Origin of the sequence: Acidovorax sp. Leaf191, from assembly GCF_001424425.1 — a bacterium.
Lineage (GTDB): Bacteria > Pseudomonadota > Gammaproteobacteria > Burkholderiales > Burkholderiaceae_C > Acidovorax.
In genome coordinates this window covers 582,193-608,301 of sequence record NZ_LMPT01000001.1, presented here as the reverse complement: position 1 = coordinate 608,301, position 26,109 = coordinate 582,193, and the positions used below count along the sequence as shown (strand labels likewise).

Genomic DNA, 26,109 nt, shown 5'->3' with positions numbered 1-26,109 from the left:
TTCAAAAAAATATCGATCAGCAAGGGGAGGAATTACATGCCAAACGCCTTATTGAAATACGCCTACGGCAGCCCTGTGCCTGGGGCGGTTGACCTTGTGGAGGGTAACGTTCTGCGCGTCAAGCTGGAAGCCATCGACAAGCGCTACACACTGGTGGCCGTGAGTGACTATCCCCATGTGCTGGAGCTCACGAGCAACACGCACAACAGCCGCGCAGACTCGTGGACTTTCGAGGTCACTGCACGCAGCGCGGGCAATGCCAAGCTGATGCTGAAATCAAATCGTGGCGAGGGAATGTCCACACTGACGGTGACGCCCGCGCTGGTGAGTGTCAACGTCAGCAAGGCGGTGACTTTTCCAGATCAGAACTCCGATGCCGGGTTGCTGATCCGGCTCTTTCTGGCGGAAGTACCGGATCCACAGGAATGGAAACGCTACAACATCACTGGCCCTGAAGCAATCAAAGATGCTATGCGCATGATGCGCCGCGTGATTGTGAATCGGCTCGAGTCCGGCAGTGCCAAGGAATTCATGGCAGCAGGAGCAGGCAGCTTGAGGGATATCGTGACTGCGAACGACCGCGGAAATGTGCAGTTTGAAGGTTTTGCGCATTACCCCAGCATCGCCAACAAGAAAAGCAGAATGATCGACGATCGGTTGGCCATCGTTAATGACGCTACCAATACACAGTGGCACGCGAAATATGTTGCGTACTACGAAGCGGCACTTGCTGCTGCAACCGAACCGCTGCCTCCTGATCCCAGCCCCACGGGGCTTTTCGCTTGGAAAACGGCCGGTAGCAGCGCCCCTTCGCCCGAATTCGTGCAGTTCAAAACTCTCGGAGGTAATACTTTCTTTACCCACAAGCGCCTGAGTATTTCTGGGCGCTGAGCGCTCAGCGGCAATGGCCAAGCGAAAGAGCGCCCCTGACGATGGCGCGCTCGGAATGACACTGGCTGATGGCCCAGGTACCGAGGTGGTGCAGGCGCCTTCACCGGACGTCGGGCGGCTTGAAGTCCAGCCTGCTGGCTGCATCTGCGACCCCAGGGCCCCGCACCCCGCGGGCCTTTTGCTATGAATTAAGGAGCTTCTAGCGCTTACCCATCAAGCGTTAGCGGCCATTTTTATTCATATGGATGCAACCACCCTGCCTGCAGCGCCTGTGCAGCAAACACCCGGCGCGGGCTTGGGTCTTCGCCCTTGGGGCGCAGGCGGGGGGCCGCATACAATGTCCTGTTCCGCCTTGGCGGGCGCCCAGGCGCCTGCGTGGGCGGTTTTTGTGTATTTTGACCATCCGTTGTGGAGTGCCACCCGTGTTTATTTCTTCCGCTTTTGCCCAGACCGCACCCGCCGCAGCCGCTGGCGGCGGCGGCATGATGTCCTCGCTGACGAGCATGCTGCCCCTGGTTCTCATGTTCGTGGTCTTGTACTTCGTCATGATCCGGCCCCAGATGAAGCGCCAGAAGGAGCACCGCGCCATGATCGACGCCATCGCCAAGGGCGACGAAGTGGCTACCTCGGGCGGCATCGTCGGCAAGGTGACGCGCCTGTCCGAAGGTTTCCTGCACATCGAGATCGCCAGTGGCGTGGAAGTGCAACTGCAGCGCAGCGCTGTCGTGCAAGTCCTGCCCAAGGGCTCGGTGAAGTGAAGAAGAACAACCCCCTGAGCGACTGCGCTGCCTCCCTCTTCGTCTTGCGCGCTGCGCGCAAGGAGGCGGGCGATGCCGGTGGTCTGGCCACGCCAGTGCCACGGCATGTCTGGCATGGCCAGGCGCAGGCTCATGGGGCTGCTGGCGCGCATGGCGCCATGGACAACTGAGGTAAGAGCGCGATCATGAACCGTTATCCGGTCTGGAAGTACGCGATCCTGGTGATCGTGCTGCTGGTGGGGGCCCTGTACACCCTGCCCAATTTCTTCGGTGAGGCGCCTGCAGTGCAGGTCTCGTCGGCCAAGGCCACCATCAAGGTGGACGCCGCCGTGCAGCAGCGGGTGGAAGAGACGCTCAAGGCCGCTGGCGTGACGCCCGACTTCGTGGCGCTGGAAGGCAACTCGGTGCGCGCGCGCTTCGACACGCCCGACAACCAGCTCAAGGCCAAGGACGCGCTGCAAAAGGCGCTGGTGCCCGACGCCAACGATCCGTCCTACATCGTCGCGCTGAACCTGGTGTCGCGCTCGCCACTGTGGCTCAAGGCGCTGCACGCCAACCCGATGTACCTCGGCCTGGACCTGCGCGGCGGCGTGCACTTCATGCTGCAGGTGGACATGCAGGCGGCTCTGACCAAGAAGGCAGAGTCGTACGCCGGTGACATCCGCACCGCGCTGCGCGACAAGAACATCCGCCACGGCGGCATCAGCCGCGACGGCCAGAACATCGACATCCGCGTGCGCGACGAGGCCACGCTCACGGCCACGCGCAACCTGATCACGGACCAGTTCACCGACCTGCAGGTCACGAGCACGCCTGACGGCAGCGAATTCAAGCTGCGCGCCGCCATCAAGCCCGAAGCCACCCGCAAGGTGCAGGAGCAGGCGCTCAAGCAGAACATGGTCACGCTGCACAACCGGATCAACGAGCTGGGCGTGGCCGAGCCGGTGATCCAGCAGCAGGGCCTGGACCGCATCGTGGTGCAGTTGCCCGGTGTGCAGGACACCGCCAAGGCCAAGGACATCCTGGGCCGCACCGCCACGCTGGAAGTGCGCATGGTGGACGAAGGCACCGAGGCCCGCTCTGCGGAAACCGGCCGCGGCCCGGTGCCGTTCGGCTCCGAGCGCTACCTGGAGCGCAGCGGCCAGGCCATCATCGTGAAGAAGCAGGTCGTGCTGACCGGCGAGAACCTCACCGACGCCCAGCCCGGCTTTGACGGCCAGACGCAGGAGCCCACCGTGAACCTCACGCTGGACGCCAAGGGCTCGCGCATCTTCAAGGACATCACGCGCGAGAACGTGGGCAAGCGCATGGCCATCGTGCTCTTCGAAAAGGGCAAGGGCGAAGTGGTCACGGCCCCCGTGATCCGCAGCGAAATCGGCGGCGGCCGGGTGCAGATCTCCGGCCGTATGACCACGGCCGAAGCCAACGACACCGCGCTGCTACTGCGCGCGGGCTCGCTGGCCGCTCCGATGGAAATCATCGAGGAATACACCATCGGCCCGAGCCTGGGCGCCGACAACATCGAGCGCGGCATCCACAGCGTGGTCTGGGGCATGGTGGCGATCGCCGTCTTCATGTGCATCTACTACGCGCTGTTCGGCGTGTTCTCCACGATATCGCTGGCCGTGAACGTGCTGATGCTGCTGGCCATTTTGTCGATGCTGCAGGCCACGCTCACACTGCCTGGCATTGCCGCCATGGCGCTGGCGCTGGGCGTTGCGATCGACTCCAACGTGCTGATCAACGAACGCATCCGCGAAGAACTGCGCGCGGGCGTGTCTCCGCAGGCCGCCATCCATGCGGGCTACGAGCGCGCCTGGGCGACGATTCTCGATTCGAACGTGACCACGCTGATCGCGGGCCTGGCCTTGCTGGCGTTCGGTTCCGGCCCGGTGCGCGGCTTTGCCGTGGTGCACTGCATCGGCATCCTGACCAGCATGTTCTCGGCCGTGTTCTTCTCGCGCGGCCTGGTGAACCTCTGGTACGGCCGCCAGAAGAAGCTCAAGAGCGTGTCGATCGGCCAGGTGTGGAAGCCTGAGTCCGACACCGCTGTGGCCAAGACGAACTAAAGGAGGAAGACATGGAATTCTTCCGCATCCGAAAAGACATCCCTTTCATGAAGCACGCGTTGATCTTCAACGCGATCTCCTTCCTCACCTTTGCCCTGGCGGTGTTCTTCCTGCTCACGCGCGGGCTGCACCTGTCGGTGGAGTTCACCGGTGGCACGGTCATGGAAGTGGCCTACAGCCAGCCGGCCGAACTGGCCAAGGTCCGCGAGACCGTCTCGGGCCTGGGCTACCCGGACGTGCAGGTGCAGAACTTCGGCACCGCCCGCGACGTGATGATCCGCCTGCCCGTGCAAAAGGGCGTGACGTCTGCCCAGCAGAGCGAGCAGGTGCTGGGGGCGCTGAAGGCCGCCAACCCTGAAGTCACGCTGCGCCGCACCGAGTTCGTCGGCCCGCAGGTGGGCGAGGAGCTGGTGCACGGCGGCCTCATGGCGCTGGCCATGGTGGTGGTCGGCATCGTGATCTACCTGGCTTTCCGCTTCGAGTGGAAGTACGGCGTCGCGGCCATCATCGCCAACCTGCACGACGTGGTGATCATCCTGGGCTTCTTCGCGTTCTTCCAGTGGGAGTTCTCTTTGGCCGTGCTGGCGGGCGTGCTGGCGGTGCTGGGCTACTCGGTCAACGAGTCGGTCGTGATCTTCGACCGGATCCGCGAGGCCTTCCGCAAGTACCGCAAGATGACCACCCACGAGGTGATCGACCACGCCATCACCAGCACGATGAGCCGCACGATCATCACCCACGCCTCGACCGAGGCGATGGTGCTGTCGATGTTCTTCTTCGGCGGCCCCAGCCTGCACTACTTTGCGCTGGCGCTGACCATCGGCATCCTGTTCGGCATCTACTCGTCCGTGTTCGTGGCGGCCGCCATCGCGATGTGGCTGGGTGTGAAACGCGAAGACCTCATCAAGCCTGCCAAAAAGGACGAGGATCCGAACGATCCCCATGCCGGAGCCACGGTCTGAGCCGCTAATATCTGTCCATGCAGCCCACACCGTCGTCCGTCCCGCAGCGCCGCCTGGCCCGGCAGGCGCGCCAGCGGTTCGTGGAGGGCATCTGCAGCGGCCTGGTCGACCTGGACAAGGTCGTTCTGGACTTTCTCACCACGCTGATCACCCAGACGGGTACGGCCCGCGAGATGCAGGCCCACCGCGACACCTGGATGCTCTACCAGCAGCGACGTGCGGTCTGGACCGACCGCGCCGCCAAGGCCTGGCGCGAGGCGCTGGCGCCGCACACCAGCACCAACCGCGGCCAGCTCACACCCAATGGGCCGGGCAATCAGTTCGAGCTGCTCAGCGACGACGTGGTCGAGAACAAGATCCTCGCCTCCCGCATGGCGCTCACGCTCAACGAGCAGGTCGGCCCGCAGTTCGATACCCTGCGCCAGCGCACCCAGTCGCTGGAAGGCCAGGACCTGGACAGCAACGACATCCTGCGGCCCGAAACGGTCTGCGTGCTGCTGGTGGAGCAGTGGGTGGAGGCCGGCATGCCGCGCACCGACCTGCAGGTGGTGGTCGACCCGCTGCAGCGGGAACTGGCCAACCTGCTGCAAAAGCAGTACCAGGCAGTCAATGTCTTTTATGTGGAGCAGGGCGTCACGCCACAGGCGGACCTGAAATCCCGCGTGCGCCGCACGGCCAGCGGTGGTGTGGCCGGTGCGGGCGGCGAGTCCGGCGCGGGCGGCCTGGCCTCCCAGGCACTCGCGCAGACACGCGACGCCATGGCGGCAGCCGCTGCGGCGCGCAGCGGCATGATGGCCCCGCCCGGCCGCCACATGGCGGGCATGGGAGGTATGGGACCAGCGGGTCCCATGGGTCAATACCCCCAGCAGCGCATGCAGCAGCAGCCCCCCGGCTATCCGCAGCATGGCATGCCCACGGGCTTTGCCACGGGCATGACACCGCTGGCACGCGCCCGGCAGCGGGCCCAGGGCGTGATGGGCCAGCTGCGAAGGCTGCTGACGCAGCCGGCCACCGGCTTTGACATGGTGAACGCGCCCCCGGCCTCGGCCGCCCTGGCGCATGCACTGACGGCGCACCGCGTGCAGGCAGACACGTACTACAGTGGCGTGGCCACGTTGATGGAAGACTACAGCCCCGCAGGCGTGGTGCAGGTGGCAGGCGCCGTGCGCGAGCGTTCCACCGAGCTCAAGAAGAAGGCATCGTCCGCGGGCGAGAAAGCCATCATCGAAGTCGTGGCCCTGATGTTCCAGAGCATCCTGGCAGAAGACCGCATTCCCCCCGCCGTGCGCGTGTGGTTTGCGCGGCTGCAGGTGCCGGTGCTGCGCGTGGCGCTGGCCGAGCCCGAGTTCTTCAGCAACCTGACCCACCCCGCGCGCCAGTTGATCGACCGCATGGGCGCCTGCGTGATGGGCTTTGACGCGACCAGCATCAACGGCAGCGCGCTGGAGGCGGAGATCCGCCGTGTCGTGCAGGTGATCGAGCAGTACCCCGAGACCGGCCGCCGCGTGTTCCAGCTGGTCTACGACGAATTCGAGAAATTCCTGTCCAAGTTCCTGACCGAGAAGCAGGCCACATCGCGCCTGGTGAGCGTGGCCCAGCAGGTGGAGCAGAAGGAAACGCTGGCCATCCAGTACACCATCGAGCTGCGCACCATGCTCAAGGACATGCCGGTGCGCGACGAGATCCGCGAGTTTTTGTTCAAGACCTGGGCCGAGGTACTGGCCCTGTCGGCCGTGCGCGATGGCGCCCAGCATGTGGACACCATTGCGTTCAAGCGCACCGCCGCCGACCTGGTGTGGGCCGCCAGCGCCAAGCCGCACCGCAGCGACCGCGCGCAGGTCATCCAGAACCTGCCGGGCCTGCTGCAGCGGCTGCGCCAGGGTCTGGAGCTTCTGGGGGTGAACGGCGCCCCGCAGGATGCGCAGATCAAGACCCTGACCGATACGCTGGCCGACGCCTTCCTGTCCAAGACCGCATCGATCCCCCAGGCGCACATCGATGCGATGGCCAAGCGGCTGTCGAACCTGGAAGATTTCATCGGCGACGCGACGCTGGGCGAGATGCCGCTCAATGCCGACAACATCGAGATGATGCTCGGCATCGACGCATCGTCCATCCACGTGGTGGCCGACAACGGCGCCCCGGTGGAAGACAACATGGTGGCCTGGGCCCAGGAGCTGCAGCCCGGCACCTGGTACACGCTGGACCACAACGGCGCGTCGGCGCAGGTGCAGTACGCGTGGCAGAGCCAGCGCAAGCAGCTGCATCTGTTCGCCGCCGTGGATGGCAGCAGCTACCTGATCCAGTTGCGCCGGCTGGCGGCGTATCTGCAGGCGGGCCTGCTGGTTCCGCAGGACGAAGAAGGCCTGACGGTGCGCGCCACGCGGGATGCACTGGCCAAGCTGGACGCGAACCCGGAGCGGTTGCTGGGCTGAAGCACGGTCCGCTGCGGGCGCGGCAGCGGCGGCCGGCGCGATGTAGCGCCCGGTCTCCTCAACCTTCGCGCCTGGTCTTGTCGCCAGGTCCCGCCCCCGTCAAGGCAGCGCTCAGGCAGATGCCAGGCGCTGAAACAGGCCGCCCGGCAGGCGTGCCACCCGGCCGTCCAGTTCCAGCTCCAGCAAGCCCACCTGCAAGGCCGCGGCCGCCATGCCCGTGCGCGCCACCAGCGCGTCCGCACTGATGGGATCAAACCCCAGCGCCTGGAGCAGCGGGGTCTCGGGCACCGGCGTGTTCACTTCTGCGTTGCCAGCATCATCGACATGATCGACGCCATCGATGTCGGTCATGCCCTCGGTGGCCGCCTGCGCGGGTGGAGGTGCCGACTGCTGCGCGCAAGGCGGCAGGCGCAACTCTTCCAGCACATCCTGCGCCGACTCCACCAGCTTGGCGCCCTGGCGGATCAGGGCATGGCAACCCCGCGACTGCGGTGCGTGGATCGAGCCGGGAATGGCAAAAACCTCACGGCCCTGTTCAACGGCCATGCGCGCCGTGATGAGGGAGCCGGACGCCAGCGCGGCCTCCACGACCAGGGTGCCTTGCGACACGCCGGAGATGATGCGGTTGCGCTTGGGAAAATTGGCGGGCAGGGGCGGCGTGCCCAGCGGGTATTCGCTGACCAGCAGTCCGCGGGCCGCAATGCGGTGCGCAAGATCGAGATTCCTGCGGGGGTAGACCCGGTCCAGCCCCGTGCCCACCACGGCGATGGTGGAAGCCACCGCGGCCCCCGCCGTCGCCACGTCCAGCGCACCTTCATGCGCGGCGGCATCCACGCCAAGGGCCAGCCCCGAGACGATGGTCAAACCGGCGCCATGCAGCGCCCTGGAAAACAACCGCGCATTCTCGGCGCCCTGGGCCGTCGGATTGCGGCTGCCCACCACCGCCAGGCAACGACCGGCAGGGAACGGGGCGCGCGCCAGCAAGCGGGCGGGCCCCATCAGGTACAGCACAAGCGGGGGGTCTTCGGTCTCCAGCAGCCCCTGCGGATAACGGGTGTCGCCCAGGGTGATGACGGCGCGCGCAGGCCCCTGCGGGTCGGCCTCGTGCAGCCAGCGCCAGGTCAGCTCCACCAGAGTGTCCCAGGTGCCTGGCACCGTGCACAGAGCCCGGGCCTGGGCTGCGGTCACGTGCTGCCGAAGCTCGGCTTCAGGCTGCAGAAAGATCGCTTGCGGCAAGCCAAACCGCGCCAGCAGGGCGCGCGCCGTGCTGTTGCCAACGCCCTGGCTCAGGGTCAGGCGCAACCATGCGCCGAGTTCTTCGCGGTCCATGAACGGGATTGGGCACAGCTGCCGCGCATCGACTGCGCGCAGGGCAGACGACAGCGGCGGGGACGTCAGTCAGTAATCAATCAATCAATCAATCAATCAATCAACGAGGGTTGGTCAATCGGTCACCGACGCGAACGCCACTGTTGATCTCCAGCAAAAGCGCATAGGAGACGCGCTCGAACGTGCGGAATACCATCGCGGTTCCGTTGATTTCACTCGGAAGCTTGATCACGGCTTTCGAACTGTCGGTGGTGTCCTTGATGCGGTCGCCCTTGGTCAGAAGCGTCAGCACATGACCGGGTTCAATACCGTCATCCGTGCCCACATTGATGGCCACGACCTGGTTCTGGGCCGCATACGCGGCAGAGAAACTGCCATAGATGGACACGACGCGCGCTTCAACCTCCATCTCCGGTGCACGCGGCGTATAGCTCGTGAAAGCCCGCGCAGGCGCGGGAAGGAGACGGTCGCCTGCGCGGATCTCCTCCTTGGAGCCAGACAAATCCACGGTCGCAGGAATGTATTCGGAGATGCGCCCACCTTTGCCGTCCGGAATCTCCTCAAACATCTCTCCGCGCACCAACTCCGCCTTGCCCAGATACTGCGCCTCATAACCCAGAATCTCGCCGGTTACGGGGTCCTTCATGGCCACGGCATCCCGGAACACCCGGTAGAAACGAGGCTCACCCGCCTCGGCACGCACCGGTGCTGCCGGGTCGCCACGCACGTAGGCGCGATCACCGCTGGACATCAGCACACGGTCTTCCGTGGTGGCAACGATGCGGGGGGCACGCAGCAGTACCTGGGCATCCACCACCAGGGGCTCGACGAGAAATGGCTCGATGAGGTGCGGCTTGAGGGTCGGCAATGCCGTGTCCGCCAAGGTATCGCTGCGAGTGCGGGGAGACACGCGCACAGTCTGCGGCTCGGCCGTAGAAGCGCCGGGTGGAGTGGTCCGCAGCCGCGCATACCCATTGCTTTTGTCCAGGTACAGAATCTGACCGGGGAAAATCAAATGCGGGTTGCGGATTTCTTTCAGATTCATGCCCCACAGCTCAGGCCAGCGCCAGGGCCGCTTGAGGTACATGCCCGAGATGCCCCACAGCGTGTCGCCGCGCTTGACGGTGTAGGTGTCGGGGGCGCTGGCGGCGAGTTCGGCCAGCGGAATGCCCCGCTCGGACACCTGCTGTGCAGTGGCACGCTGCTCTCCGGAGATGGGGTAGTTCTGCGCCTGAGCGGGCAGGGTCACCAAAACAGCGCCAGCAACGATGGTGAGCGCGCCCATGGCGGTCCGCCGCACGCTGGTGAATGCCGTCATGTTGTTCCTTTTCTCATGCATTGTGAAACGCCCCCTCACTGGCGCCTTGGCTTTCGCGCCACGCGAACAACCAGGCAACTAAGTTACAAACCTTTTTAGATTCTCTGCTCAAGCCCTTGATTCGGCAACGATTATTGGCTTGCAATACTGCAGCGGGCGGCAAAAGTGGCGAAAATAGCGACATCTCTTACCTGCATCCATGGCAATCCTTCCCATTCTCTGTTACCCGGACCCCCGGCTCCACAAGGTCGCACGCCCCGTGGAGGCCGTCGATGACCGCACCCGGGCCCTGGTGGCCGACATGCTGGCGACCATGTATGACGCCCAGGGCATCGGCCTGGCGGCGACGCAGGTCGATGTGCACGAGCGCCTCGTCGTGATCGATGTCTCCGAGGGGCGCGACCAGCCTCTGGTGCTGATCAACCCCGAGATCGTCTGGGCCAGCGCCGAAAAGCACCTCAATGACGAGGGCTGCCTGTCGGTGCCCGGCATCTACGACGGCGTGGAGCGCTTCGATGCCGTCCATGTGCGCGCCCTCGACGCCGATGGCCAGTCGCGCGTCATCGAGGCCGATGGCCTGCTGGCGGTGTGCATCCAGCACGAGATGGACCACCTGCTGGGCAAGGTCTTCGTGGAGTACCTCTCACCGCTCAAGCGCAACCGGATCAAGACCAAGATGCTCAAGCAGCAGCGGGGGGCCCGAGAGTGACGGGCACGGCGCTTCGCGCCCTGCGGGGCGGCGGAGTGCTGGCGCTGGCGGCGCTGGTGGCGGGCTGCGCGCTGGTGGCCAGCGAAAAGCCTGGCGCGCTGCGTGCGGAGGTCATGGCCCGGCAAGGGCCACCGACCGCCGTGGTGGCGTTGCCGTCGGGCGAGCGGCTGCTGTACTCGGAGCTTCCCGCCGGGTTTGCCGCTTACAACCTCGACTTCGATGCGTCCGGCAGGCTGGTTCGCAACGAACAGGTCCTCACGCAGACGCGTTTCGAGACCATTCCCGTCGGCATCTGGACCGTCCGCGATGTGCAGGGCACCTTCGGCCCGCCGCTGCGCGTGGAGCGGGTGGCACGCTTTGACGGCGACATCTGGACGTACCGCTTCCGGCAGAACTCCGACCCGCGCCTGGCCCACGTCCACCTGGACCGCCAGGGTGTGGTGCGGATGGTGATGTTCACCGACGAACTGCCCAACTTCGACAACACACGCGACTGACGGCGCCCAGCGGCACCCGTGATCACGACACCCTTGTTTCCATGAGAGTCATCTTTGCCGGCACCCCCGAGTTCGCCCGCGTGGCGCTGGAGCAGCTTCTGGCGGCCGGCTTTCAGGTGCCGCTCGTCCTCACCCAGCCGGACCGCCCGGCCGGCCGCGGCATGAAGCTGCAGGCCTCGCCCGTCAAGCAGTGCGCCCAGACGCATGGCATCGCCGTGGCGCAGCCGCGCAGCCTGCGGCTCGACGGCAAGTACCCGGAGGATGCGGCGGCGGCGCGCGAGGCGCTGCTGGCTGTGGGGGCCGATGTCATGGTGGTGGCAGCCTACGGACTCATCCTGCCGCAGTGGACGCTGGACCTTCCGCCCCAAGGCTGCCTCAACATCCACGCCAGCCTGCTGCCCCGCTGGCGCGGCGCGGCGCCCATCCACCGCGCCATCGAGGCGGGCGACGCCGAAACCGGCGTCACCATCATGCAGATGGACGCAGGCCTGGACACCGGCGACATGCTGCTGACCGAACGCACCCCCATCGGCGCGGCGGACACCACTGCCGTGTTGCACGACCGGCTGGCGGCCCTGGGCGGGCGGATGATCGTCGAGGCACTTGAACTCGCGGCCTGCGGCGGCCTGCAGGCCGAGCCCCAGCCTGCCGAGGGCGTCACTTATGCGCACAAGATCGAAAAATCCGAAAGCACCATCGACTGGTCGCTGCCAGCGCCGGCGATCGGCCAGCGCATCCGTGCCTTCGACCCGTTTCCCGGCGCCAGCACCGACTGTGCAGGCGAGGCCATCAAGGTCTGGGGTTACAAAATTGATAGCACCCAGGGCCCACCCAATGCGCGCCATGGCGAGGTTTTGTCGGTCAGCGACGACGGCGTGACCGTGGCCTGCGGAGAGGGCACGCTGCGCCTGACCACCCTGCAGCGCGCAGGCGGCAAGCGGCTGGCTGCGGCTGACTTCCTGCGGGGTTTCGCATTGACACCGGGCATGGTGCTGGGCGCGGCGCCTATGGCGGCTGCGGCAGCGGCACCCGGATGAGCCGCAGCGCGCGCATTCGCCACACGCTGCGCCACCCCTCCTTCCGCCTGGCCATGGTCGACATGGCCGGCACGTCGCTGGGCATCGCCGCCTGGGGCCTGGTCACCGGCGTCGTCATGGTCAAGAGCGGGCTGCCCGTCGGCATGGCCCTGTTCATGTCGCTGGTGGTCTACGCGGGCAGCGCGCAACTGGCGGTCATCCCGCTGATCGCCGTGGGGGCGCCGCTGTGGGTGGTGTGGCTCACGGCCAGCTGCGTGAACCTGCGCTTCGTGATCTTCAGCAGCATGTGGCGCAGCTACTTCGGCCACCTGCCGCTGCGCCAGCGGCTGGCGGTGGGCTACTTCAGCGGTGACGTGATCTACGTGGGCTTCATGAAGCGCTTTCCAGAGCCCCGCCCGCAACCGGAGCAAGTACCGTACTTCTGGGGGGCGGCCAGCACCAACTGGCTGGCCTGGCAGGTGCCGTCCATTGCGGGCATCCTGCTGGCCAACGCCGTTCCGCTGTCGTGGGGCCTGGGGTTTGCCGGCGTGCTGGCACTGCTGGGCGTGCTGCTGTCGCTGCTGTTCGACCGCGCCACCTGGCTGGCGACAGGGGTGGCGGCCACCGCAGCCGTGGCGGCATTCGCCCTGCCGCTCAAGCTCAACATCCTGGTGGCCATTGCGGCGGCCGTGGCGGCCGGCCTGCTCATGGAAGCCGTGGACCGCCGCCGCCACAAACCCGAAGTGGTGCTGTTGCCAGCCGACAGCGTGCTGCCGCCCGAAGAGCGCGAGCACCTGAAGGCGGGCGACGTCGTGCCGCTGCGCGAGGAGCGCCACCCATGAGCCTTGCCTGGATCGAGCCGGCCATCGCCATCCTGGGCCTTGCGGTCATCACCCTGGTCTCGCGCGCATTCTTCATGATCCCGGACCGCGAGCTGCCCCTGCCCGACTGGCTCAAGCGCGGACTCAAGTACGCGCCGCTGGCCGCACTGGCCGCCGTCATTGCGCCCGAGATCCTCATGACCCAGGGCGAGTTCATCGACACGTTCATGGACGCCCGCCTGCCGGCCGTGCTGTGCGCCAGTGGCTACTACTTCTGGAAGCGGGGCATCCTCGGGACCATCGTCGTGGGCATGGTGATCTACCTGCCGCTGCACATCGGGCTGGGCTGGTGAAATAGGCTCCCCCTGAGTCGCTGCGCGACTTCCCCTAGGGGGACGCACCCGGTGGCCTGGCAAAGCCAGATCCACGGGTGCACTGGCATGGGCGAGCTGACGCCCTCACCGCGGTTACTAAAATGGCCGCCGCGAGCCCTTTTTCTCCTTCTACCTCTCTGCCATGAACATCCTCCGCTTCTCCGATCTGTGCGCCCAAGGCAAGGCCCAAGGCCAGCGCGTCTTCATCCGTGCCGACATGAACGTGCCGCAGGATGACGCCGGCCGCATCACCGAAGACACCCGCATCCGCGCCTCGATCCCCTGCATCCGCATGGCGCTGGACGCCGGTGCCGCCGTCATGGTCACGAGCCACCTGGGCCGCCCGACCGAAGGCGAGTTCAAGCCCGAAGACTCGCTGGCGCCGGTGGCTGCACGCCTGTCCGAACTGCTGGGCCGCGAGGTCCCGCTGGTGGCCGACTGGGTCGACGGCGTGACCGTGGCACCCGGCCAGGTCGTGCTGCTGGAGAACTGCCGCCTGAACGTGGGCGAAAAGAAGAACAAGGAAGACCTGGCCAGGAAGCTGGCCGCCCTGTGCGACATCTTCGTGAACGACGCGTTCGGCACCGCCCACCGCGCCGAAGGCACCACCTACGGCATCGCCCAGTTCGCGCCCATCGCCTGCGCAGGCCCGCTGCTGTCGGCCGAGATCGACGCCCTGACCAAGGCCCTGGCCCAGCCCCAGCGCCCCCTGGCCGCCATCGTCGCGGGCTCCAAGGTATCGACCAAGCTCACCATCCTGAAGAGCCTGGCCGACAAGGTCGACCAGCTCATCGTGGGCGGCGGCATTGCCAACACCTTCATGCTGGCCGCCGGCCTGCCCATCGGCAAGAGCCTGGCCGAGCCCGACCTGCTGGACGCGGCGCGCGAAGTGATCGCCGCGATGAAGGCCCGGGGCGCGGACGTGCCGATCCCCACCGACGTGGTCACTGCCAAGGCGTTCTCCGCCGACGCACCCGCGACCGTCAAGGCCGCCAAGGACGTGGCCGAGGACGACCTCATCCTGGACATCGGCCCGGAGACCGCCGCCCGGCTCGCCGCCCAGCTCAAATCGGCCGGCACCATCGTCTGGAACGGCCCGGTGGGCGTGTTCGAGTTTGCGGCCTTTGAAAACGGCACCCGCGAGATCGCCAAGGCCATCGCCGAATCCCCCGCCTTCAGCATTGCCGGCGGCGGCGACACGCTGGCTGCCATCGCCAAGTACGGCATCGAAAAGCAGGTGGGTTACATCTCCACCGGCGGCGGCGCCTTCCTGGAGGTGCTGGAGGGCAAGACGTTGCCCGCATTCGACATTCTCGAAAAACGCGCGGTTACCGCCGGTTGATATTTGTTACGCATAAAGTCGCAAGCGCATGCGACTGCGCGTAAGCAGTCACATGCAACTGTGACCAAAAACAACGAATTGCGAGCGGCTGGGCGCAGTTACCTCAATTTTTTCTTGTTTTTGTTGAGTATCCCGCCCAGAATTATTTTTCAATCGCGTGGGATGTATCTGTTCATGTCCCCGCCTCTCAAAGTCCGTAGGAGGGAATCATGAAATTTTCAAAAGCAGTCAGCTTGGCGGTACTCGCTGGCGCCGTGGCAACGTTGGCAGGGTGCGCCTACCGTTCGCCCATCCCTCTCGCAGAGAACTTTGAGCTGACGGTCCAACCCAAGGTGCGCTCCGCAGGCCACTGGGAACTGCTCTCCAACGACGTGGTGGCCCAGACGCTGAGCACGCTCGACAAGGCCGGCACGGCCCCCGGCACTGCGCTGTTCGTGGCCCAGCCGCCCAACCCCAGCCCCTTCGACCTGGCTTTCCGTGACTTCCTGATCACCAAGCTCGTGCAAAGCGGCGCGCCCGTGCTGCAAGACCCCGGCCAGACGCTCACCGTCACGTACAACACCCAGGTGGTGCGTCACAACAGCGAACGCCCCCACTTCATCCCCGGCCAGTTCACCATGATCGCTGCGGGCCTGATGGCCGCCTATGGCCTGCGCCACGAGCACATCGACACGCAACTGCTGGCCACGCTGGGCTTCACCGGCCTGGCAGATTACGGCTCCAGCATCAACTCGGGCGGCCCGACCAATACCGAGCTGATCCTGACCACCACCGTCACGCGCGGCGGCCAGTATGTGGCCCGCAAGACCGACGTCTACTACCTGGAGAATGCGGACACGCCGCTGTTCCTGCGTCCGTCCTACTACAAGCACGTCAACATGAAGGTGGTCTCGCAATGAAATCCGCAGCACTTCTGACCGCGCTGGCCGCAGCAGCTTTGCTGGCCGGCTGCGCCAACAATGGCACGACCATCCGCAACGAGCCGACCTACCAGGAAGCCTCGAACAACCAGTTCCTCAACAGCAGCCGCGACGCTGTGTCGAAGCTGACCGCGGGCTTTGACCTGACCGCCACCGGCACCGGCCCCGTCCTCGTGGCCACCGTGGTCAACGTGAACGACCTGAGCCGCTCTGCGCCCCTGGGCCGCACCTTGTCCGAGCAATATGCCTCGCACATGGCCGCCACCGGCTTCGATGTGAAGGAAATCAAGCTGCGCGGCGACGTGTTCGTGCGCGAAGGCGCGGGCGAACTGCTGCTGTCGCGCGAGATCAAGGACATCGCACGCAACCACAACGCGTCGCTGGTGCTCGTGGGCACGTACTCGGCTGCCGCCAACTACACCTACGTGAGCCTGAAGCTGGTGCGCACCGAAGACAGCCGCATCATCCGCGGCTACGACTACGCACTACCCAACGACCGCGACGTGCAGCGCCTGCTGACCGTGCAGCGCTGAGCTGCAGTCTCCCGACTCCAAGGCCGTTTCGACGGCCTTTTTTATTGCCCCGGCGAAGGCCGTCATGGCTGGCCACCAGCGGCCCAGGCACTGCAGCAGCAGAAAACCGGAAGGCACCGGGCAGCCCCCCACTTAAAATCACGCCCCATGACCTTCACCGACATGCTGCGCGACGCCACGGCGCAGAACAACTCCCTGCTGTGCGTGGGCCTGGACCCGGAGCCCACGCGGTTTCCTGCGGGGATGCAGGGCGATGCGCACAAGATCTACGATTTTTGCGCCGCCATCGTGGACGCCACGGCCGACCTGGTCTGCGCCTTCAAGCCACAGATCGCCTACTTTGCCGCGCACGGCGCCGAAGGCCAGCTTGAGCGCCTGATGCAGCACATGCGGGCCAACGCACCGCACGTGCCGGTGATCCTGGATGCCAAGCGGGGCGACATCGGCTCCACAGCCGAGCAGTACGCCAAGGAGGCCTTCGAGCGCTACGGCGCCGATGCGGTCACGCTCTCGCCCTTCATGGGCTTTGACTCCATCGAGCCCTACCTGGCCTACCACGGCAAGGGCGCTTTCCTGCTGTGCCGCACCTCCAACCCGGGTGGCGACGACCTGCAGACCCAGCGCCTGGCCAGCGTGGAGGGCGAGCCGCTGATGTACGAACACGTGGCGCGCCTGGCCCAGGGGCCCTGGAACAAGAACGGCCAGCTCGGCCTGGTGGTGGGCGCGACCTACCCGCAGGAGATCGAGCGCGTGCGCGCCATTGCGCCCACGCTGCCGCTGCTGATCCCCGGCGTGGGCGCGCAGGGCGGCGACGCCGCAGCCACCGTGCGCGCAGGGCTGCGCGACGGCGGGCCGATCATCGTGAACTCGTCGCGCTCCATCCTGTACGCCTCCAAGGGCGACGACTTTGCGGACGCAGCGCGCACCGAGGCGCAGCGCACCCGCGCCGTGCTCGAAGCCTCGCGCAGCCGCTAGGTCGGCGCGGTACCGCCAGCCTACGCACAACGCCACGACCCGTTCGGCCAGCCCCCCACCCCTCCTGCCATGCAGCTCAAGTGGCTTGAAGACTTCATCGTCCTGGCGCAGGAACGCAGCTTCACCCGCGCGGCCGAGCTGCGGCATGTCACCCACCCGGCCTTTGGCCGCCGCATCCGGGCGCTGGAGGCCTGGGCGGGCACGCCGCTGGTCGAACGCACGGGCGGCCCGGTCACGCTCACGCCGGCCGGGCACAGCTTTCTCGAGACGGCAGGCCAGCTGGCCCGCAACCTCGCCCAGTCGCACGAGGAACTGCAAAGCCTGGCCGGCCGGCAGGCCCGCACCGTGACGCTGGCCACGGGCCGCACGCTGGCGCGCACCGTGGTGGCCGACTGGCTGGTGCGCCTGCAGCCGCTGCTGCAAGGTGGCGAGCTGTGCATCCGCACCCGCGCGCTGGCCGACACCGTGGCCCTGCTGGAGCGCAACGAGGCCGACTTCTCGCTGGTCTACCACCACCCGGCGCTCGCCATCCGGCTCGATGCGCGGCAGTTCCTGCACATGACCGTGGCCTCGGACCGGCTGGTGCCTGTGTCGCGCGCCACGGCGCAAGGCCACGCGATGTACCGATTCGGCCCACCGGGCACCACCGATGCCGTGCCCTACCTCGCCTACGCACCGCAGCTGGCCCTGGGCCGGCTGGTGGAGGACCACCTGGCGCACAACCCGCACGCCCCACGCCTGCAGCGGGTGGTGGAGTGCGACTCGGCCGACGCGCACTACGAGTACGTGCAAAAGGGCCTGGGCGTGGCCTGGCTGCCCTGGTCCATGGTGCATGCCGACTGCAAGGCGCGCCGCCTTGCGCCAGCGGGCGATGCGCGCATGGAGGTGCGCTTCGATGTGCGCCTGTACCGGCCCAAGCGCCGCCTGGGGCCGCTGGCCGAGGCACTGTGGAAGGCCCTGTCACAGCGGTGATGCCTCGCCGATGCAGCACGAATGCAGCATCGATGCGGCCTAGGTGCCGCTCAGGTACTGCTCAGGTCCGGCGTGAATGCGACACATGCATTGGTGGATTCATCCATCACGCAGGGGTTTTCCCTGCACGCCCGGTACGGATTGGCAATGCTTGGTGCCGTTTCAGCACCAACACAGCAGATCGTATTTTCGACAATGGTTTACGCCGCAGGAAGTTTTACGGCACCACCCGCCCTGGGTGGCCGCGTAATCCTGACCCCGTGGCGGCTTGCAGCAGCCCACAAACCCACCGACCCGGACCCACACCATGCACCATCCGTCTTTGTCCTCCCCCCTGCGCCGCACCGCGCTGCTGTGCGCCCTGGCGGCCCTGGCCGCCGCCCCGGCCTGGGCGCAGCAGGATGCCTACCCCTCCAAGCCCATCACCATCGTCGTGGGCTACCCGCCGGGCGGCAGCACCGACCTGACCGCGCGCACCGTGGCGACCGAGCTGGGCAACAAGCTGGGCGTGCCGGTGGTGATCGAGAACATCGGCGGCGCGGGCGGTGCCATCGGCGCGCAGAAGGTGGCCAGCGCGGCGCCGGACGGCTACACGCTGCTGGTGGGCGCCAGCAACGAGATCGCCATCAACAAGCTGGTGACCAAAAAGGTGAAGTACGACGTGAAGGACTTCACCGCCATCGGCCTCATCGCCTCGCAGCCGCTGGTGCTGGTGGCGTCCGCCGGCTCGGGCGTGAAGAACGTGGCCGAGTTCACCCAGAAGGTGTCGAAGAACCCTGGCAAGTTCAGCTACGGCAGCTCGGGCGTGGGCACGTCGCTGCACCTGGCCGGCGAGATGGTCAAGGAGCAGGGCAAGCTGTTCATGACGCACATCCCCTACCGCGGCGTGGCGCCGCTGACCAATGACCTCTTGGGCAACAACCTGGAATTCGGCGTGTTCGTGCTCTCCAGCGGCCTGCCCCACATCAAGAGCGGCAAGGTGATCGCCCTGGGCACGACCGAAGCCAAGCGCTCACCCACCACGCCGGACATCCCGGCCCTGGCCGAGTCGCCCCAGTTCAAGAACGTGGACATCGGCGTGTGGTTCGCGCTGCTGGCCCCGGCCAACCTGCCCAAGCCCGTGTTCGACAAGGTGAAGAAGGCGCTGAACGACAGCCTGCAGTCGCCCGAGTTCCGAAAGAAGATGGAAGCCACCGGCTCCACGGTGGCGGCCACGAACGTCAACATCGACCAGTACCTCGCCGCCGAAGTGGCCAAGTACAAGAAGATCGTCGAATTCGCCAAGATCGAAGAATGAACCGCCACGACGACCTCCACCACGGCGCGGTGCCACCGCTCAGCTTCGCGCTGCCCGCGCCCGATATCAGCGCCTGGCGCGCCGGCAACACCGGCACCGAAGGGGTGTGGCACTTCGACTCGGGCCAGCCCGGGCGCCACGTGATGATCAGCGCGCTGGTGCATGGCAACGAGCTGTGCGGCGCCTGGGCGATCCAGGGCCTGCTCGAAGCCGGCGTGCGGCCAGAGTCCGGCTCGCTCACGCTCGCGTTCTGCAACCTCGCCGCGTTCGACCGGTTCGATGCAGCAAGCCACGATGCCTCGCGCTTCACCGACGAAGACCTCAACCGCCAGTGGCTCGACGAGCGCATCGACGCGGCCGACACCGCGGAACGCCGCCGCGCCGGGGCCCTGCGGCCCTTCGTGGCGCGCGCGGACTGGCTGCTGGACATCCACTCCATGCACGAGCCCTCGGCCCCGCTGCTGCTCACCGGCATCCAGCCGCGCAACCTGGCGCTGGCGCGCGCCATGCGCTCACCCGAGCACGTGGTGGTCGACGCGGGCCACAAGGACGGCGTGCGCATGCGCGACTACGGCCGCTTCGGCTTGCCCGACAACGATGGAGAGGGCGCGGCCGCCGACACCCGATCGCTGCTGGTCGAATGCGGCTTTCATGGCGACCCCGCCAGCCGCGCCGTGGCGCAGGACCAGTGCGTGCGCTTTCTGGAGCAGTCCGGCGTGATCAATCCGGCCGCGCTGGCAGCGCAGCTACCCGGCTGGCGCCTGCCCGATGCACCCCGCCAGTGGGCGCTGGAGGTGACCGGCCCGGTCGTGGCCACCAGCAGCGCGTTCAAGTTCGTGGCGCCCTACACAGGCCTCGAGGTGTTTGAGAAAGCGGGCACCGTCATCGGCGACAACGACGGCGTGCCGGTGACCACACCGTACGACGACTGCGTGCTGGTGATGCCCTCGGTGCGCCAGGCCCGCGCGGGCGTGACGGTGGTGCGCTTTGCGCGCCGCAAGGCACTGAGCTAGCCAGCCCCTTTGGCGCCGTCCGTGCGCCTGGGCGCACAGGCGCTCTCGCACATCCCATGGCTGGCGCCTGGCAACGCTGGGCCAGCGCCATCGCCCGCCGTGCAGCTTCCCACTGCACGGCTGCCAACCCACCCGCACGCGCCCACGCTGCGGGCGACCTCGCCCCCTCCCATCCCCGCTGCATGACCCGCTGTGATGAACAGCCCGGCGTCATGGGGACCACTGTTTTCCACGAATACAAGGACATCGCCATGAAAGTCTGGTTGTTGATCTGGGCACTGCTGCTGGCCCCCTTGCATGCCGCTGCCCAAGAGGTGTCCAAGGACGAAATCGTCCTGGGCCAGTCGGCGTCCTTCACCGGCAGTTTTGCCAGCCAGGCGGCGGCGTACCGCGACGGCGCGCTGCTGTACCTGAACGAGGTGAATCGCCGCGGCGGCATCCATGGGCGCAAGATCCGCCTGGTGTCGCTCGACGACCAGTACAAGCCCGAGCTGGCGGTGGAGAACACCCTCCAGCTCATCGAGCAGCACGGAGCCTTCGCGCTGACCCACTACACCTGGACGCCGGTGGCCCGCGCGGTGATTCCGGTGGCGACGAAGTACAACGTCCCGTTCTTTGCGCCGTACACCGGCGCCAGCGACGTGTACCGCTCCAGCAGCCCCATGGTTTTCACCGTGCGCGCGAGCTTCCATGCCGAGCTGGAGGCGATCATCCGGCACGTCACCACGCTGGGCATCCGCAGGATTGCGTTCGTGCGCTACACCAGCAAGACGGGCGACGAGCTGCTCGCCGAGCTGGAGCCTTTGCTGAAACAATACGGCGCCACCCAGGTGGGCACCGGCGCCATGGCCAACAACTCTGCCCAGCCGAAAGACGCCATCCGGCAGCTCGCACCGGTCGAGGCCCAAGCCGTGCTGCTGGGCGTGTCCGGCACCGACGCTGTGGCTTTCATCCAAGGCTACGAAGCCGCCACCGGCCGCAAGGCGCAGTACTACGCCCGCAGCCTCGTCGGCGCACGGCAACTGGCGCAGGAGCTGGGCGACCAGGCTTTCGGCATCTCGGTCACCCAGCTGGTGCCCAACCCGTTCAAGCAGGTGGTGGAGGTGAGCAAGGAGTACAACCGCCTGCTCAAAAGCAGCGGGGCCGGCACCCAGCCCGACTACATCTCGCTGGAGGGCTTCATCGCCGCCAAGGTGTTCTGCGCAGCACTGCAGCGCACCGGTCCGGCACCGACGCGCGCGGGCTTTTTGCAGACGCTGTCCCGGATGAAGGTGGATGTGGGCGGGTTCGAAGTGACCTTCAGCCCCGGCAACCACAACGGCTCGGACTTCGTGGACATGACCATGATCGGGCGCCAGGGCAGGCCGATCAACTGACCGGGGGACGGGGGCAGGTTGCGCCGCCACGACGGCACGACGGCACGACGGCACGACGGCACGACGGCACGACGGCACGACGGCACGACGGCACGCCCAATCCAACATCAAACAATGGGTCAGTGCAATCGGTAGCGGGCTATCTTCTCTGGAGCCTGGGCCCCAGCACCACACAGGCAAGCGCCGCCACGATCAGCGTAATGCCCGCCCACTGCCAGGGCGCCACGCTTTCGCCCAGCAGCAGCATCCCCGCGGTGAGCCCGACCACGGGCACCGCCAGGCTGAACGGCGCCACGCGGTTGGCGGGGTAGCGCTGCAGCAGGTTCGTCCACAACGCATTGCCCACGGTGTTGGCCGCCCAGCCCAGGTAAGCGACGGCAGCCCAGCCCGACAGCGGCACGCTGGCGAGGGTGTCCCACTGCAGCCAGCGCGCGGCGTCGGGGTCGAACACTGCCGACAGTGCGATGAACGGCACGATGGGTACCACGCTGCTCCAGATCACGAAGGCCAGCGGGTCGTAACCCGGGCTCGCGTTCTGTGCCAGCCGCGCCACGATGTGCGATGCGGCCCACATCGCAGCAGCGCACAGCGTCAGCAGCAGGCCTGCCAATGTGGTGGCCTGTGCGGCGCTGACTACGGTGCCGTGACCGAGGTGGTTCATCGTAAAACACGCCAGGCCCAGCGCCGCCAGCGCCAAGCCCCACAGCAGCGGACGCCCCGGCTTCTCGCGCAGCAGCGCAAACGCGAACAGGGCCGTGAAGAACACCTGGGTCTGCAGCAGCACGCTGGCCAGGCTGGCCGTCATGCCCGCCTTCATCGCAATGAACAAGAACCCGAATTGCCCCACGCCCTGGAACAGACCGAACCACAGCACCCAGCGCCAGTGCACGCGCGGCGGCCGGATCATCAGCAACAGCGGCAGCGCCGCAAACACATAGCGCGCCACGCCCAGCTGAAAGGGGCTGAAGCTGCGCAGCCCCCATTTCATGGCCACGAAGTTCACGCCCCACAACACCACCACGACCAGCGCGATGATCAGGTCTCGCGCCCGCAGCGGCGGCGCCGCCTGCGCCGTGCCGTGCCCGGTCACTGCGCGCTGCGGGCCGCGTCGATGTGGGCCTGCACGCGCTGCGCCAGCGCGATGTCGCCGGGGGTCTCGGGGCTCCATTTGTCGATGGTGCGGGGCTGCTCGTCGGAGTCCACCGCGGTGTAGACCGCCACGCAGTGCAGCACCTCTTGCTGCGGCTCGCCGTGCAGGCCGCCGCTGCGCACCTCCACCGCCAGCTGCATGGCCGTGTCCGTGGTCGCCGCCAGGCGGGCATGCACTTCGACCAGGTCTCCGGGCCGGATGGGGTGCATGAACTGCGCGCCGCCGACGAACTCCGTGATGCACGGCCCCTTGGCCCAGGCGCTGGCGCAGGCGAAGCCGGCTTCATCCACCCAGCGCAGCACGGTCCCGCCGGGCACGCGGCCGGCCTGCGGCAGGGTGCTTTGGGACGCCAGGAAACGCAGGGTGATCGATTGCATGCGGGTGCTCCATCAAAACGGTGCAGGGGGTGTGAAGCCATTATCACCAGCCACCCGGCGCGCTGCAGGGGGCGCCGCGTCAGTGCAGCCCGCGCGCGAACGTAGGTGCAGCGCCGGTGGTGCTCAGGCCCAGGGCCGGCGCCACAGCTTGACCTGAGTCAACACCCTGCAGGCCGCACTTGCCTACATTGCGTAGCAACCCTGCGGCCCCGGCCTGCCGCGCCGCCCACCGGCGATGGCCGACCACGCCAGAGCCGGCTTTCACCTTGCACGCCCCGGCGTGCCGCCCTGCCATGTCACTGCTTCACCGACTGAACCTGCTCGAAAAATTCCTGATCCTCGGAACCCTCGGGCTGATGATGAGCGCGCTGCCCACGTATGTCTATGTGGCCGACGCCCTGCGCGGCATCGGCCACGCCCGGCAGGAGGCTCGCGGCGTGCCGCCTGCGCAGGCCGTCACGCGGCTGGTGCAGGCGGTGCAGGTGCACCGGGGCCTGTCGGCCGGCATGCTGGGCGGCGACGAGTCGCTGGCGGCACGCCGCCCCGCTGCGCGCGAGGCGGTCGAGGCCGCGCTGCGCGACGTGACCGAGCGCTTTGCCAGCGCACAGGTGCCCGCGGCCCAGGCTGCGGCCTGGACGGACGCACAGCAGGCCTGGCGCACGCTGGAGCAGGCGGTGGCCGCGCGCGGCATCGAACTCGCGCAGAGCACGGCACAGCACACGCAGCTCATCGGCTCGCTGCTGCAGCTGAGCGCGTCGCTGGTGCACGCCTACGGCCTGCAGATCGATCCCGAAGCGCCCACGCAGGCGCTCATCCAGTCGTCGCTGATCCAGGCGCCGCTGCTCGGCGAGAAGCTGGGCCTGCTGCGCGCGCAGGGCGCGGGCGCGCTCGGCCGCGGCCAGCTCAGCCCCGAGGCCAAGAGCCAGATGCTGGTGCTGCAGCAGCGCGTGGTCGAGCTGCAGGGCGACACCTTCGGCGGGCTGGAACGCGCGCTGCAAGGCGATGCGGCGCTCCGGCAGGCCCTGGGCAGCGGCGTGCAGGACATCCGGGCGCAGATCCAGCAATCGCTGCAGCTGGCCGAGCGCGAGGTGATCAACGCGCCCGAACTCAAGATGGCCTCCAAGGACTACTTCGACGCGCTCACGCGCACCATCGATGCGCTCAACACGCTCAACACGCAGTCGTTGGCCAGCCTCGCCCAGGCGCTGCAGGACCGCGTGGCGCGGCTGCAGCAAAGCCTGCTGTGGGTGGCGGTGGCGCTGGCGGTGACGCTGTCGGCCACCTGCGCGATGGCCCTGGTGTTCGTGCGCTCGATGACGCAGCCCCTGAAGCAGGCCGTGGGCCTGGCGCGCGCGGTGGCCCAGGGCGACCTGGGCGGCGCGCCCATCGCCCACGGCACGAACGAAGTGGGCCAGTTGCTGCAGGCGCTGCTGCAGATGCGCACGCAGCTCACCGGGGTGGTGCGCCAGGTGCGCAGCGGCTCCGAAAGCGTGGCCACGGCCAGCGTGCAGATCGCGCAGGGCAACACCGACCTGTCGGCCCGCACCGAGAGCCAGGCCAGCGCGCTGGAGGAAACCGCGGCGTCCATGGAGCAGCTGAGCTCCACCGTGCGGCAGAACGCCGACAGCGCGCGCCAGGCCAGCCAGCTGGCCGACAGCGCCAGCACCGTGGCCGTGCAGGGCGGCGAAGTGGTGGCCCAGGTGGTGCACACCATGCAGGGCATCAACGCGTCGTCGCAGAAGATCTCGGACATCATCGGCGTGATCGACTCGATCGCGTTCCAGACCAACATCCTGGCACTCAACGCCGCGGTGGAAGCAGCGCGAGCAGGCGAGCAGGGCCGTGGCTTTGCCGTGGTGGCCAGCGAAGTGCGCAGCCTGGCCGGCCGCAGTGCCGGGGCCGCCCGCGAGATCAAGGCCCTCATCAGCGCCAGCGTGGAGCGCGTGGAGCACGGCACGGCCCTGGTGGACCGCGCAGGCAGCACGATGAACGAGGTGGTCAGCGCCATCCGCCGCGTGACGGACATCGTGGGCGAGATCAGCACCGCCAGCCACGAACAGTCCCTGGGCGTGGCCCAGGTGGGCGAGGCCGTGACGCAGATGGACCAGGTCACGCAGCAGAACGCCGCGCTGGTCGAAGAAATGGCCGCGGCCGCTGGCAGCCTGCAGCTGCAGGCCGAAGACCTGGTGCAGGTGGTGTCGGTGTTCCGCCTGGGGGACGAAGGCAGCGTGCGCCAGCAGGCCACCTCGCCCACACATCCATCGCTACAAATTCGATAGCTGCTAGCGCTTTACAGGCAAGCGGTAGAGGTCGGGCTACCTCAAAATCCGCCCCCTCAACCGCCTGCCACGCCGCGCTCGATGCCCAGCGCAGCCAGCTCCGCATCGCTGAACACCCGAGAGCGCGTATGGAACGCCTTGCCCTCGGGCCCCTCCAGCGAAAACGTCCCGCCCGTGCCCTCAATCACGTCGATGATGAGCTGCGTGTGCTTCCAGGTCTCGTACTGCGCGCGGCCGATGTAGAAAGGGCAGCCGCCGATATCGCCCAGATACACATCGCCCGCGCCCATCGTGATCTCACCGGGCAGATAGCAGTTGGCCGCACTGTTGTCACAGCAGCCGCCCGACTGGTGGAACATCAGCGCAGGCCCATGCTTGGCTTGCAGAAAGGCCACCAGCTCCAGCGCGGCAGGTGTGGCGATGACTTTGTCGACCATGGGTGTCTCCTGATTCACAAGCATCAATGGCAGTGATCCGGCCCGCTGGAACAGCGGACCGGCAGCAGCGCCTCCAGCGGTTCACAAACCGTTCCTGGCTAGGGATCCTCTGCACGGATCGAGCTGCCAAGTGTGCGCTGCGGATCGGGATGGCGTGCAAGGCGCAAAACGCAGCAATAGCCGTAGCTATTGCGAGTATTTGCAACGCCGCAGGCCGCCCGAGACCGCAGATGCACACGGCGCGATGATTCGTGCAGAG

General features: G+C 67.1%; 25 protein-coding genes. 20 read left to right on the top strand and 5 right to left on the bottom strand.

Features of this window, described 5'->3' with window-relative positions; genetic code table 11:
* The first annotated feature begins 36 nt into the window (after positions 1-36).
* The 6 genes from ASG27_RS02670 (at position 37) to ASG27_RS02650 (ending at position 7,115) form a co-directional block, all read left to right on the top strand.
* Entirely contained in the window at positions 37-891 is an 855-nt protein-coding gene (locus tag ASG27_RS02670; protein WP_056411116.1) for a hypothetical protein, read from the top strand.
* A 422-nt stretch (positions 892-1,313) separates the two neighbouring features.
* Positions 1,314-1,649, top strand: a complete 336-nt coding sequence (gene yajC, locus ASG27_RS02665) for a preprotein translocase subunit YajC (RefSeq protein ID WP_056171299.1) — start codon at positions 1,314-1,316, stop codon at positions 1,647-1,649.
* Positions 1,646-1,819: a hypothetical protein gene (locus tag ASG27_RS26455; protein ID WP_156370419.1), complete on the top strand. Its 174-nt coding sequence runs from the start codon at positions 1,646-1,648 to the stop codon at positions 1,817-1,819. Before yajC ends, ASG27_RS26455 begins: the two co-directional genes overlap by 4 nt.
* 15 nt (positions 1,820-1,834) lie before the next feature.
* A complete protein-coding gene (gene secD / locus ASG27_RS02660) occupies positions 1,835-3,718 on the top strand; it encodes a protein translocase subunit SecD (RefSeq protein ID WP_056411113.1) in 1,884 nt (627 codons plus the stop codon).
* 11 nt (positions 3,719-3,729) lie between these two features.
* Positions 3,730-4,680 carry a protein translocase subunit SecF gene (gene secF / locus ASG27_RS02655; RefSeq protein WP_056411112.1) on the top strand — a complete coding sequence of 317 codons (951 nt, stop codon included), beginning with the start codon at positions 3,730-3,732 and terminating at the stop codon, positions 4,678-4,680.
* A gap of 17 nt (positions 4,681-4,697) precedes the next feature.
* Positions 4,698-7,115, top strand: coding sequence for a DUF1631 family protein (locus tag ASG27_RS02650; RefSeq protein WP_056411109.1), 2,418 nt, complete (start codon positions 4,698-4,700; stop codon positions 7,113-7,115).
* Between the two features lie 111 nt (positions 7,116-7,226).
* Here the strand turns inward: ASG27_RS02650 and dprA are convergent, their stop codons facing one another.
* Together dprA and ASG27_RS02640 are read right to left on the bottom strand one after the other, a co-directional pair.
* Positions 7,227-8,444 (bottom strand): DNA-processing protein DprA, encoded by a 1,218-nt coding sequence (gene dprA / locus ASG27_RS02645; protein WP_056411107.1) that lies wholly within the window; start codon positions 8,442-8,444, stop codon positions 7,227-7,229.
* Between the two features lie 100 nt (positions 8,445-8,544).
* Positions 8,545-9,762, bottom strand: a complete 1,218-nt coding sequence (locus ASG27_RS02640; RefSeq protein WP_082485717.1) for a LysM peptidoglycan-binding domain-containing protein — start codon at positions 9,760-9,762, stop codon at positions 8,545-8,547.
* Positions 9,763-9,961: 199 nt separating this feature from the next.
* Between ASG27_RS02640 and def the strand changes: the two genes are divergently transcribed.
* The 13 genes from def (at position 9,962) to ASG27_RS02575 (ending at position 21,607) form a co-directional block, all read left to right on the top strand.
* Positions 9,962-10,471: a peptide deformylase gene (gene def, locus ASG27_RS02635; RefSeq protein WP_056411104.1), complete on the top strand. Its 510-nt coding sequence runs from the start codon at positions 9,962-9,964 to the stop codon at positions 10,469-10,471.
* Complete coding sequence (locus ASG27_RS02630) at positions 10,468-10,968, top strand: hypothetical protein (RefSeq protein ID WP_056411102.1); 501 nt, start codon at positions 10,468-10,470, stop codon at positions 10,966-10,968. The genes def and ASG27_RS02630 overlap by 4 nt, the downstream gene beginning before the upstream one ends.
* 41 nt (positions 10,969-11,009) lie before the next feature.
* Positions 11,010-12,005 (top strand): methionyl-tRNA formyltransferase, encoded by a 996-nt coding sequence (fmt, locus tag ASG27_RS02625; protein ID WP_056411100.1) that lies wholly within the window; start codon positions 11,010-11,012, stop codon positions 12,003-12,005.
* A 53-nt stretch (positions 12,006-12,058) separates the two neighbouring features.
* Complete coding sequence (locus ASG27_RS02620; protein ID WP_436128050.1) at positions 12,059-12,826, top strand: AzlC family ABC transporter permease; 768 nt, start codon at positions 12,059-12,061, stop codon at positions 12,824-12,826.
* Positions 12,823-13,158, top strand: a complete 336-nt coding sequence (locus tag ASG27_RS02615; RefSeq protein WP_056411097.1) for an AzlD domain-containing protein — start codon at positions 12,823-12,825, stop codon at positions 13,156-13,158. The genes ASG27_RS02620 and ASG27_RS02615 overlap by 4 nt, the downstream gene beginning before the upstream one ends.
* A gap of 163 nt (positions 13,159-13,321) precedes the next feature.
* Positions 13,322-14,521, top strand: a complete 1,200-nt coding sequence (locus ASG27_RS02610; RefSeq protein WP_056411095.1) for a phosphoglycerate kinase — start codon at positions 13,322-13,324, stop codon at positions 14,519-14,521.
* A 209-nt stretch (positions 14,522-14,730) separates the two neighbouring features.
* Positions 14,731-15,420: a hypothetical protein gene (locus tag ASG27_RS02605; protein WP_056411093.1), complete on the top strand. Its 690-nt coding sequence runs from the start codon at positions 14,731-14,733 to the stop codon at positions 15,418-15,420.
* Positions 15,417-15,974: a FlgO family outer membrane protein gene (locus ASG27_RS02600; RefSeq protein ID WP_056411090.1), complete on the top strand. Its 558-nt coding sequence runs from the start codon at positions 15,417-15,419 to the stop codon at positions 15,972-15,974. Before ASG27_RS02605 ends, ASG27_RS02600 begins: the two co-directional genes overlap by 4 nt.
* 147 nt (positions 15,975-16,121) lie before the next feature.
* Entirely contained in the window at positions 16,122-16,949 is an 828-nt protein-coding gene (gene pyrF, locus ASG27_RS02595) for an orotidine-5'-phosphate decarboxylase (protein ID WP_056411087.1), read from the top strand.
* 69 nt (positions 16,950-17,018) lie between these two features.
* Complete coding sequence (locus ASG27_RS02590; RefSeq protein WP_056171323.1) at positions 17,019-17,921, top strand: LysR family transcriptional regulator; 903 nt, start codon at positions 17,019-17,021, stop codon at positions 17,919-17,921.
* Between the two features lie 307 nt (positions 17,922-18,228).
* Positions 18,229-19,218, top strand: a complete 990-nt coding sequence (locus ASG27_RS02585) for a Bug family tripartite tricarboxylate transporter substrate binding protein (protein ID WP_056411084.1) — start codon at positions 18,229-18,231, stop codon at positions 19,216-19,218.
* A complete protein-coding gene (locus ASG27_RS02580; RefSeq protein WP_056411081.1) occupies positions 19,215-20,231 on the top strand; it encodes a succinylglutamate desuccinylase/aspartoacylase domain-containing protein in 1,017 nt (338 codons plus the stop codon). The genes ASG27_RS02585 and ASG27_RS02580 overlap by 4 nt, the downstream gene beginning before the upstream one ends.
* A 251-nt stretch (positions 20,232-20,482) precedes the next feature.
* Positions 20,483-21,607: an ABC transporter substrate-binding protein gene (locus ASG27_RS02575; protein WP_162240415.1), complete on the top strand. Its 1,125-nt coding sequence runs from the start codon at positions 20,483-20,485 to the stop codon at positions 21,605-21,607.
* 139 nt (positions 21,608-21,746) lie between these two features.
* On the opposite strand, the gene ASG27_RS02570 is transcribed toward ASG27_RS02575, so the two are convergent.
* Positions 21,747-22,697: an EamA family transporter gene (locus tag ASG27_RS02570; RefSeq protein ID WP_056411076.1), complete on the bottom strand. Its 951-nt coding sequence runs from the start codon at positions 22,695-22,697 to the stop codon at positions 21,747-21,749.
* A complete protein-coding gene (locus ASG27_RS02565; RefSeq protein WP_056411072.1) occupies positions 22,694-23,134 on the bottom strand; it encodes an acyl-CoA thioesterase in 441 nt (146 codons plus the stop codon). The genes ASG27_RS02570 and ASG27_RS02565 overlap by 4 nt, the downstream gene beginning before the upstream one ends.
* Positions 23,135-23,427: 293 nt before the next feature.
* Here ASG27_RS02565 and ASG27_RS02560 point away from each other — a divergent pair, with 293 nt between their 5' ends.
* Positions 23,428-25,413 (top strand): methyl-accepting chemotaxis protein, encoded by a 1,986-nt coding sequence (locus ASG27_RS02560; protein WP_056411070.1) that lies wholly within the window; start codon positions 23,428-23,430, stop codon positions 25,411-25,413.
* A gap of 56 nt (positions 25,414-25,469) precedes the next feature.
* Here the strand turns inward: ASG27_RS02560 and ASG27_RS02555 are convergent, their stop codons facing one another.
* Complete coding sequence (locus ASG27_RS02555; protein ID WP_056171337.1) at positions 25,470-25,850, bottom strand: DUF779 domain-containing protein; 381 nt, start codon at positions 25,848-25,850, stop codon at positions 25,470-25,472.
* Positions 25,851-26,109: the final 259 nt, after the last annotated feature.

Coding starts and splice junctions, on each gene's coding strand:
- ASG27_RS02670 (WP_056411116.1), top strand. CDS start 37: ATGCCAAACGCCTTATTGAAATACGCCTACGGCAGCCCTGTGCCTGGG.
- secD (WP_056411113.1), top strand. CDS start 1,835: ATGAACCGTTATCCGGTCTGGAAGTACGCGATCCTGGTGATCGTGCTG.
- secF (WP_056411112.1), top strand. CDS start 3,730: ATGGAATTCTTCCGCATCCGAAAAGACATCCCTTTCATGAAGCACGCG.
- ASG27_RS02650 (WP_056411109.1), top strand. CDS start 4,698: ATGCAGCCCACACCGTCGTCCGTCCCGCAGCGCCGCCTGGCCCGGCAG.
- dprA (WP_056411107.1), bottom strand. CDS start 8,444: ATGGACCGCGAAGAACTCGGCGCATGGTTGCGCCTGACCCTGAGCCAG.
- ASG27_RS02640 (WP_082485717.1), bottom strand. CDS start 9,762: ATGACGGCATTCACCAGCGTGCGGCGGACCGCCATGGGCGCGCTCACC.
- def (WP_056411104.1), top strand. CDS start 9,962: ATGGCAATCCTTCCCATTCTCTGTTACCCGGACCCCCGGCTCCACAAG.
- fmt (WP_056411100.1), top strand. CDS start 11,010: ATGAGAGTCATCTTTGCCGGCACCCCCGAGTTCGCCCGCGTGGCGCTG.
- ASG27_RS02620 (WP_436128050.1), top strand. CDS start 12,059: ATGGTCGACATGGCCGGCACGTCGCTGGGCATCGCCGCCTGGGGCCTG.
- ASG27_RS02615 (WP_056411097.1), top strand. CDS start 12,823: ATGAGCCTTGCCTGGATCGAGCCGGCCATCGCCATCCTGGGCCTTGCG.
- ASG27_RS02610 (WP_056411095.1), top strand. CDS start 13,322: ATGAACATCCTCCGCTTCTCCGATCTGTGCGCCCAAGGCAAGGCCCAA.
- ASG27_RS02605 (WP_056411093.1), top strand. CDS start 14,731: ATGAAATTTTCAAAAGCAGTCAGCTTGGCGGTACTCGCTGGCGCCGTG.
- ASG27_RS02600 (WP_056411090.1), top strand. CDS start 15,417: ATGAAATCCGCAGCACTTCTGACCGCGCTGGCCGCAGCAGCTTTGCTG.
- pyrF (WP_056411087.1), top strand. CDS start 16,122: ATGACCTTCACCGACATGCTGCGCGACGCCACGGCGCAGAACAACTCC.
- ASG27_RS02590 (WP_056171323.1), top strand. CDS start 17,019: ATGCAGCTCAAGTGGCTTGAAGACTTCATCGTCCTGGCGCAGGAACGC.
- ASG27_RS02585 (WP_056411084.1), top strand. CDS start 18,229: ATGCACCATCCGTCTTTGTCCTCCCCCCTGCGCCGCACCGCGCTGCTG.
- ASG27_RS02580 (WP_056411081.1), top strand. CDS start 19,215: ATGAACCGCCACGACGACCTCCACCACGGCGCGGTGCCACCGCTCAGC.
- ASG27_RS02575 (WP_162240415.1), top strand. CDS start 20,483: ATGAAAGTCTGGTTGTTGATCTGGGCACTGCTGCTGGCCCCCTTGCAT.
- ASG27_RS02565 (WP_056411072.1), bottom strand. CDS start 23,134: ATGCAATCGATCACCCTGCGTTTCCTGGCGTCCCAAAGCACCCTGCCG.
- ASG27_RS02560 (WP_056411070.1), top strand. CDS start 23,428: ATGTCACTGCTTCACCGACTGAACCTGCTCGAAAAATTCCTGATCCTC.
- ASG27_RS02555 (WP_056171337.1), bottom strand. CDS start 25,850: ATGGTCGACAAAGTCATCGCCACACCTGCCGCGCTGGAGCTGGTGGCC.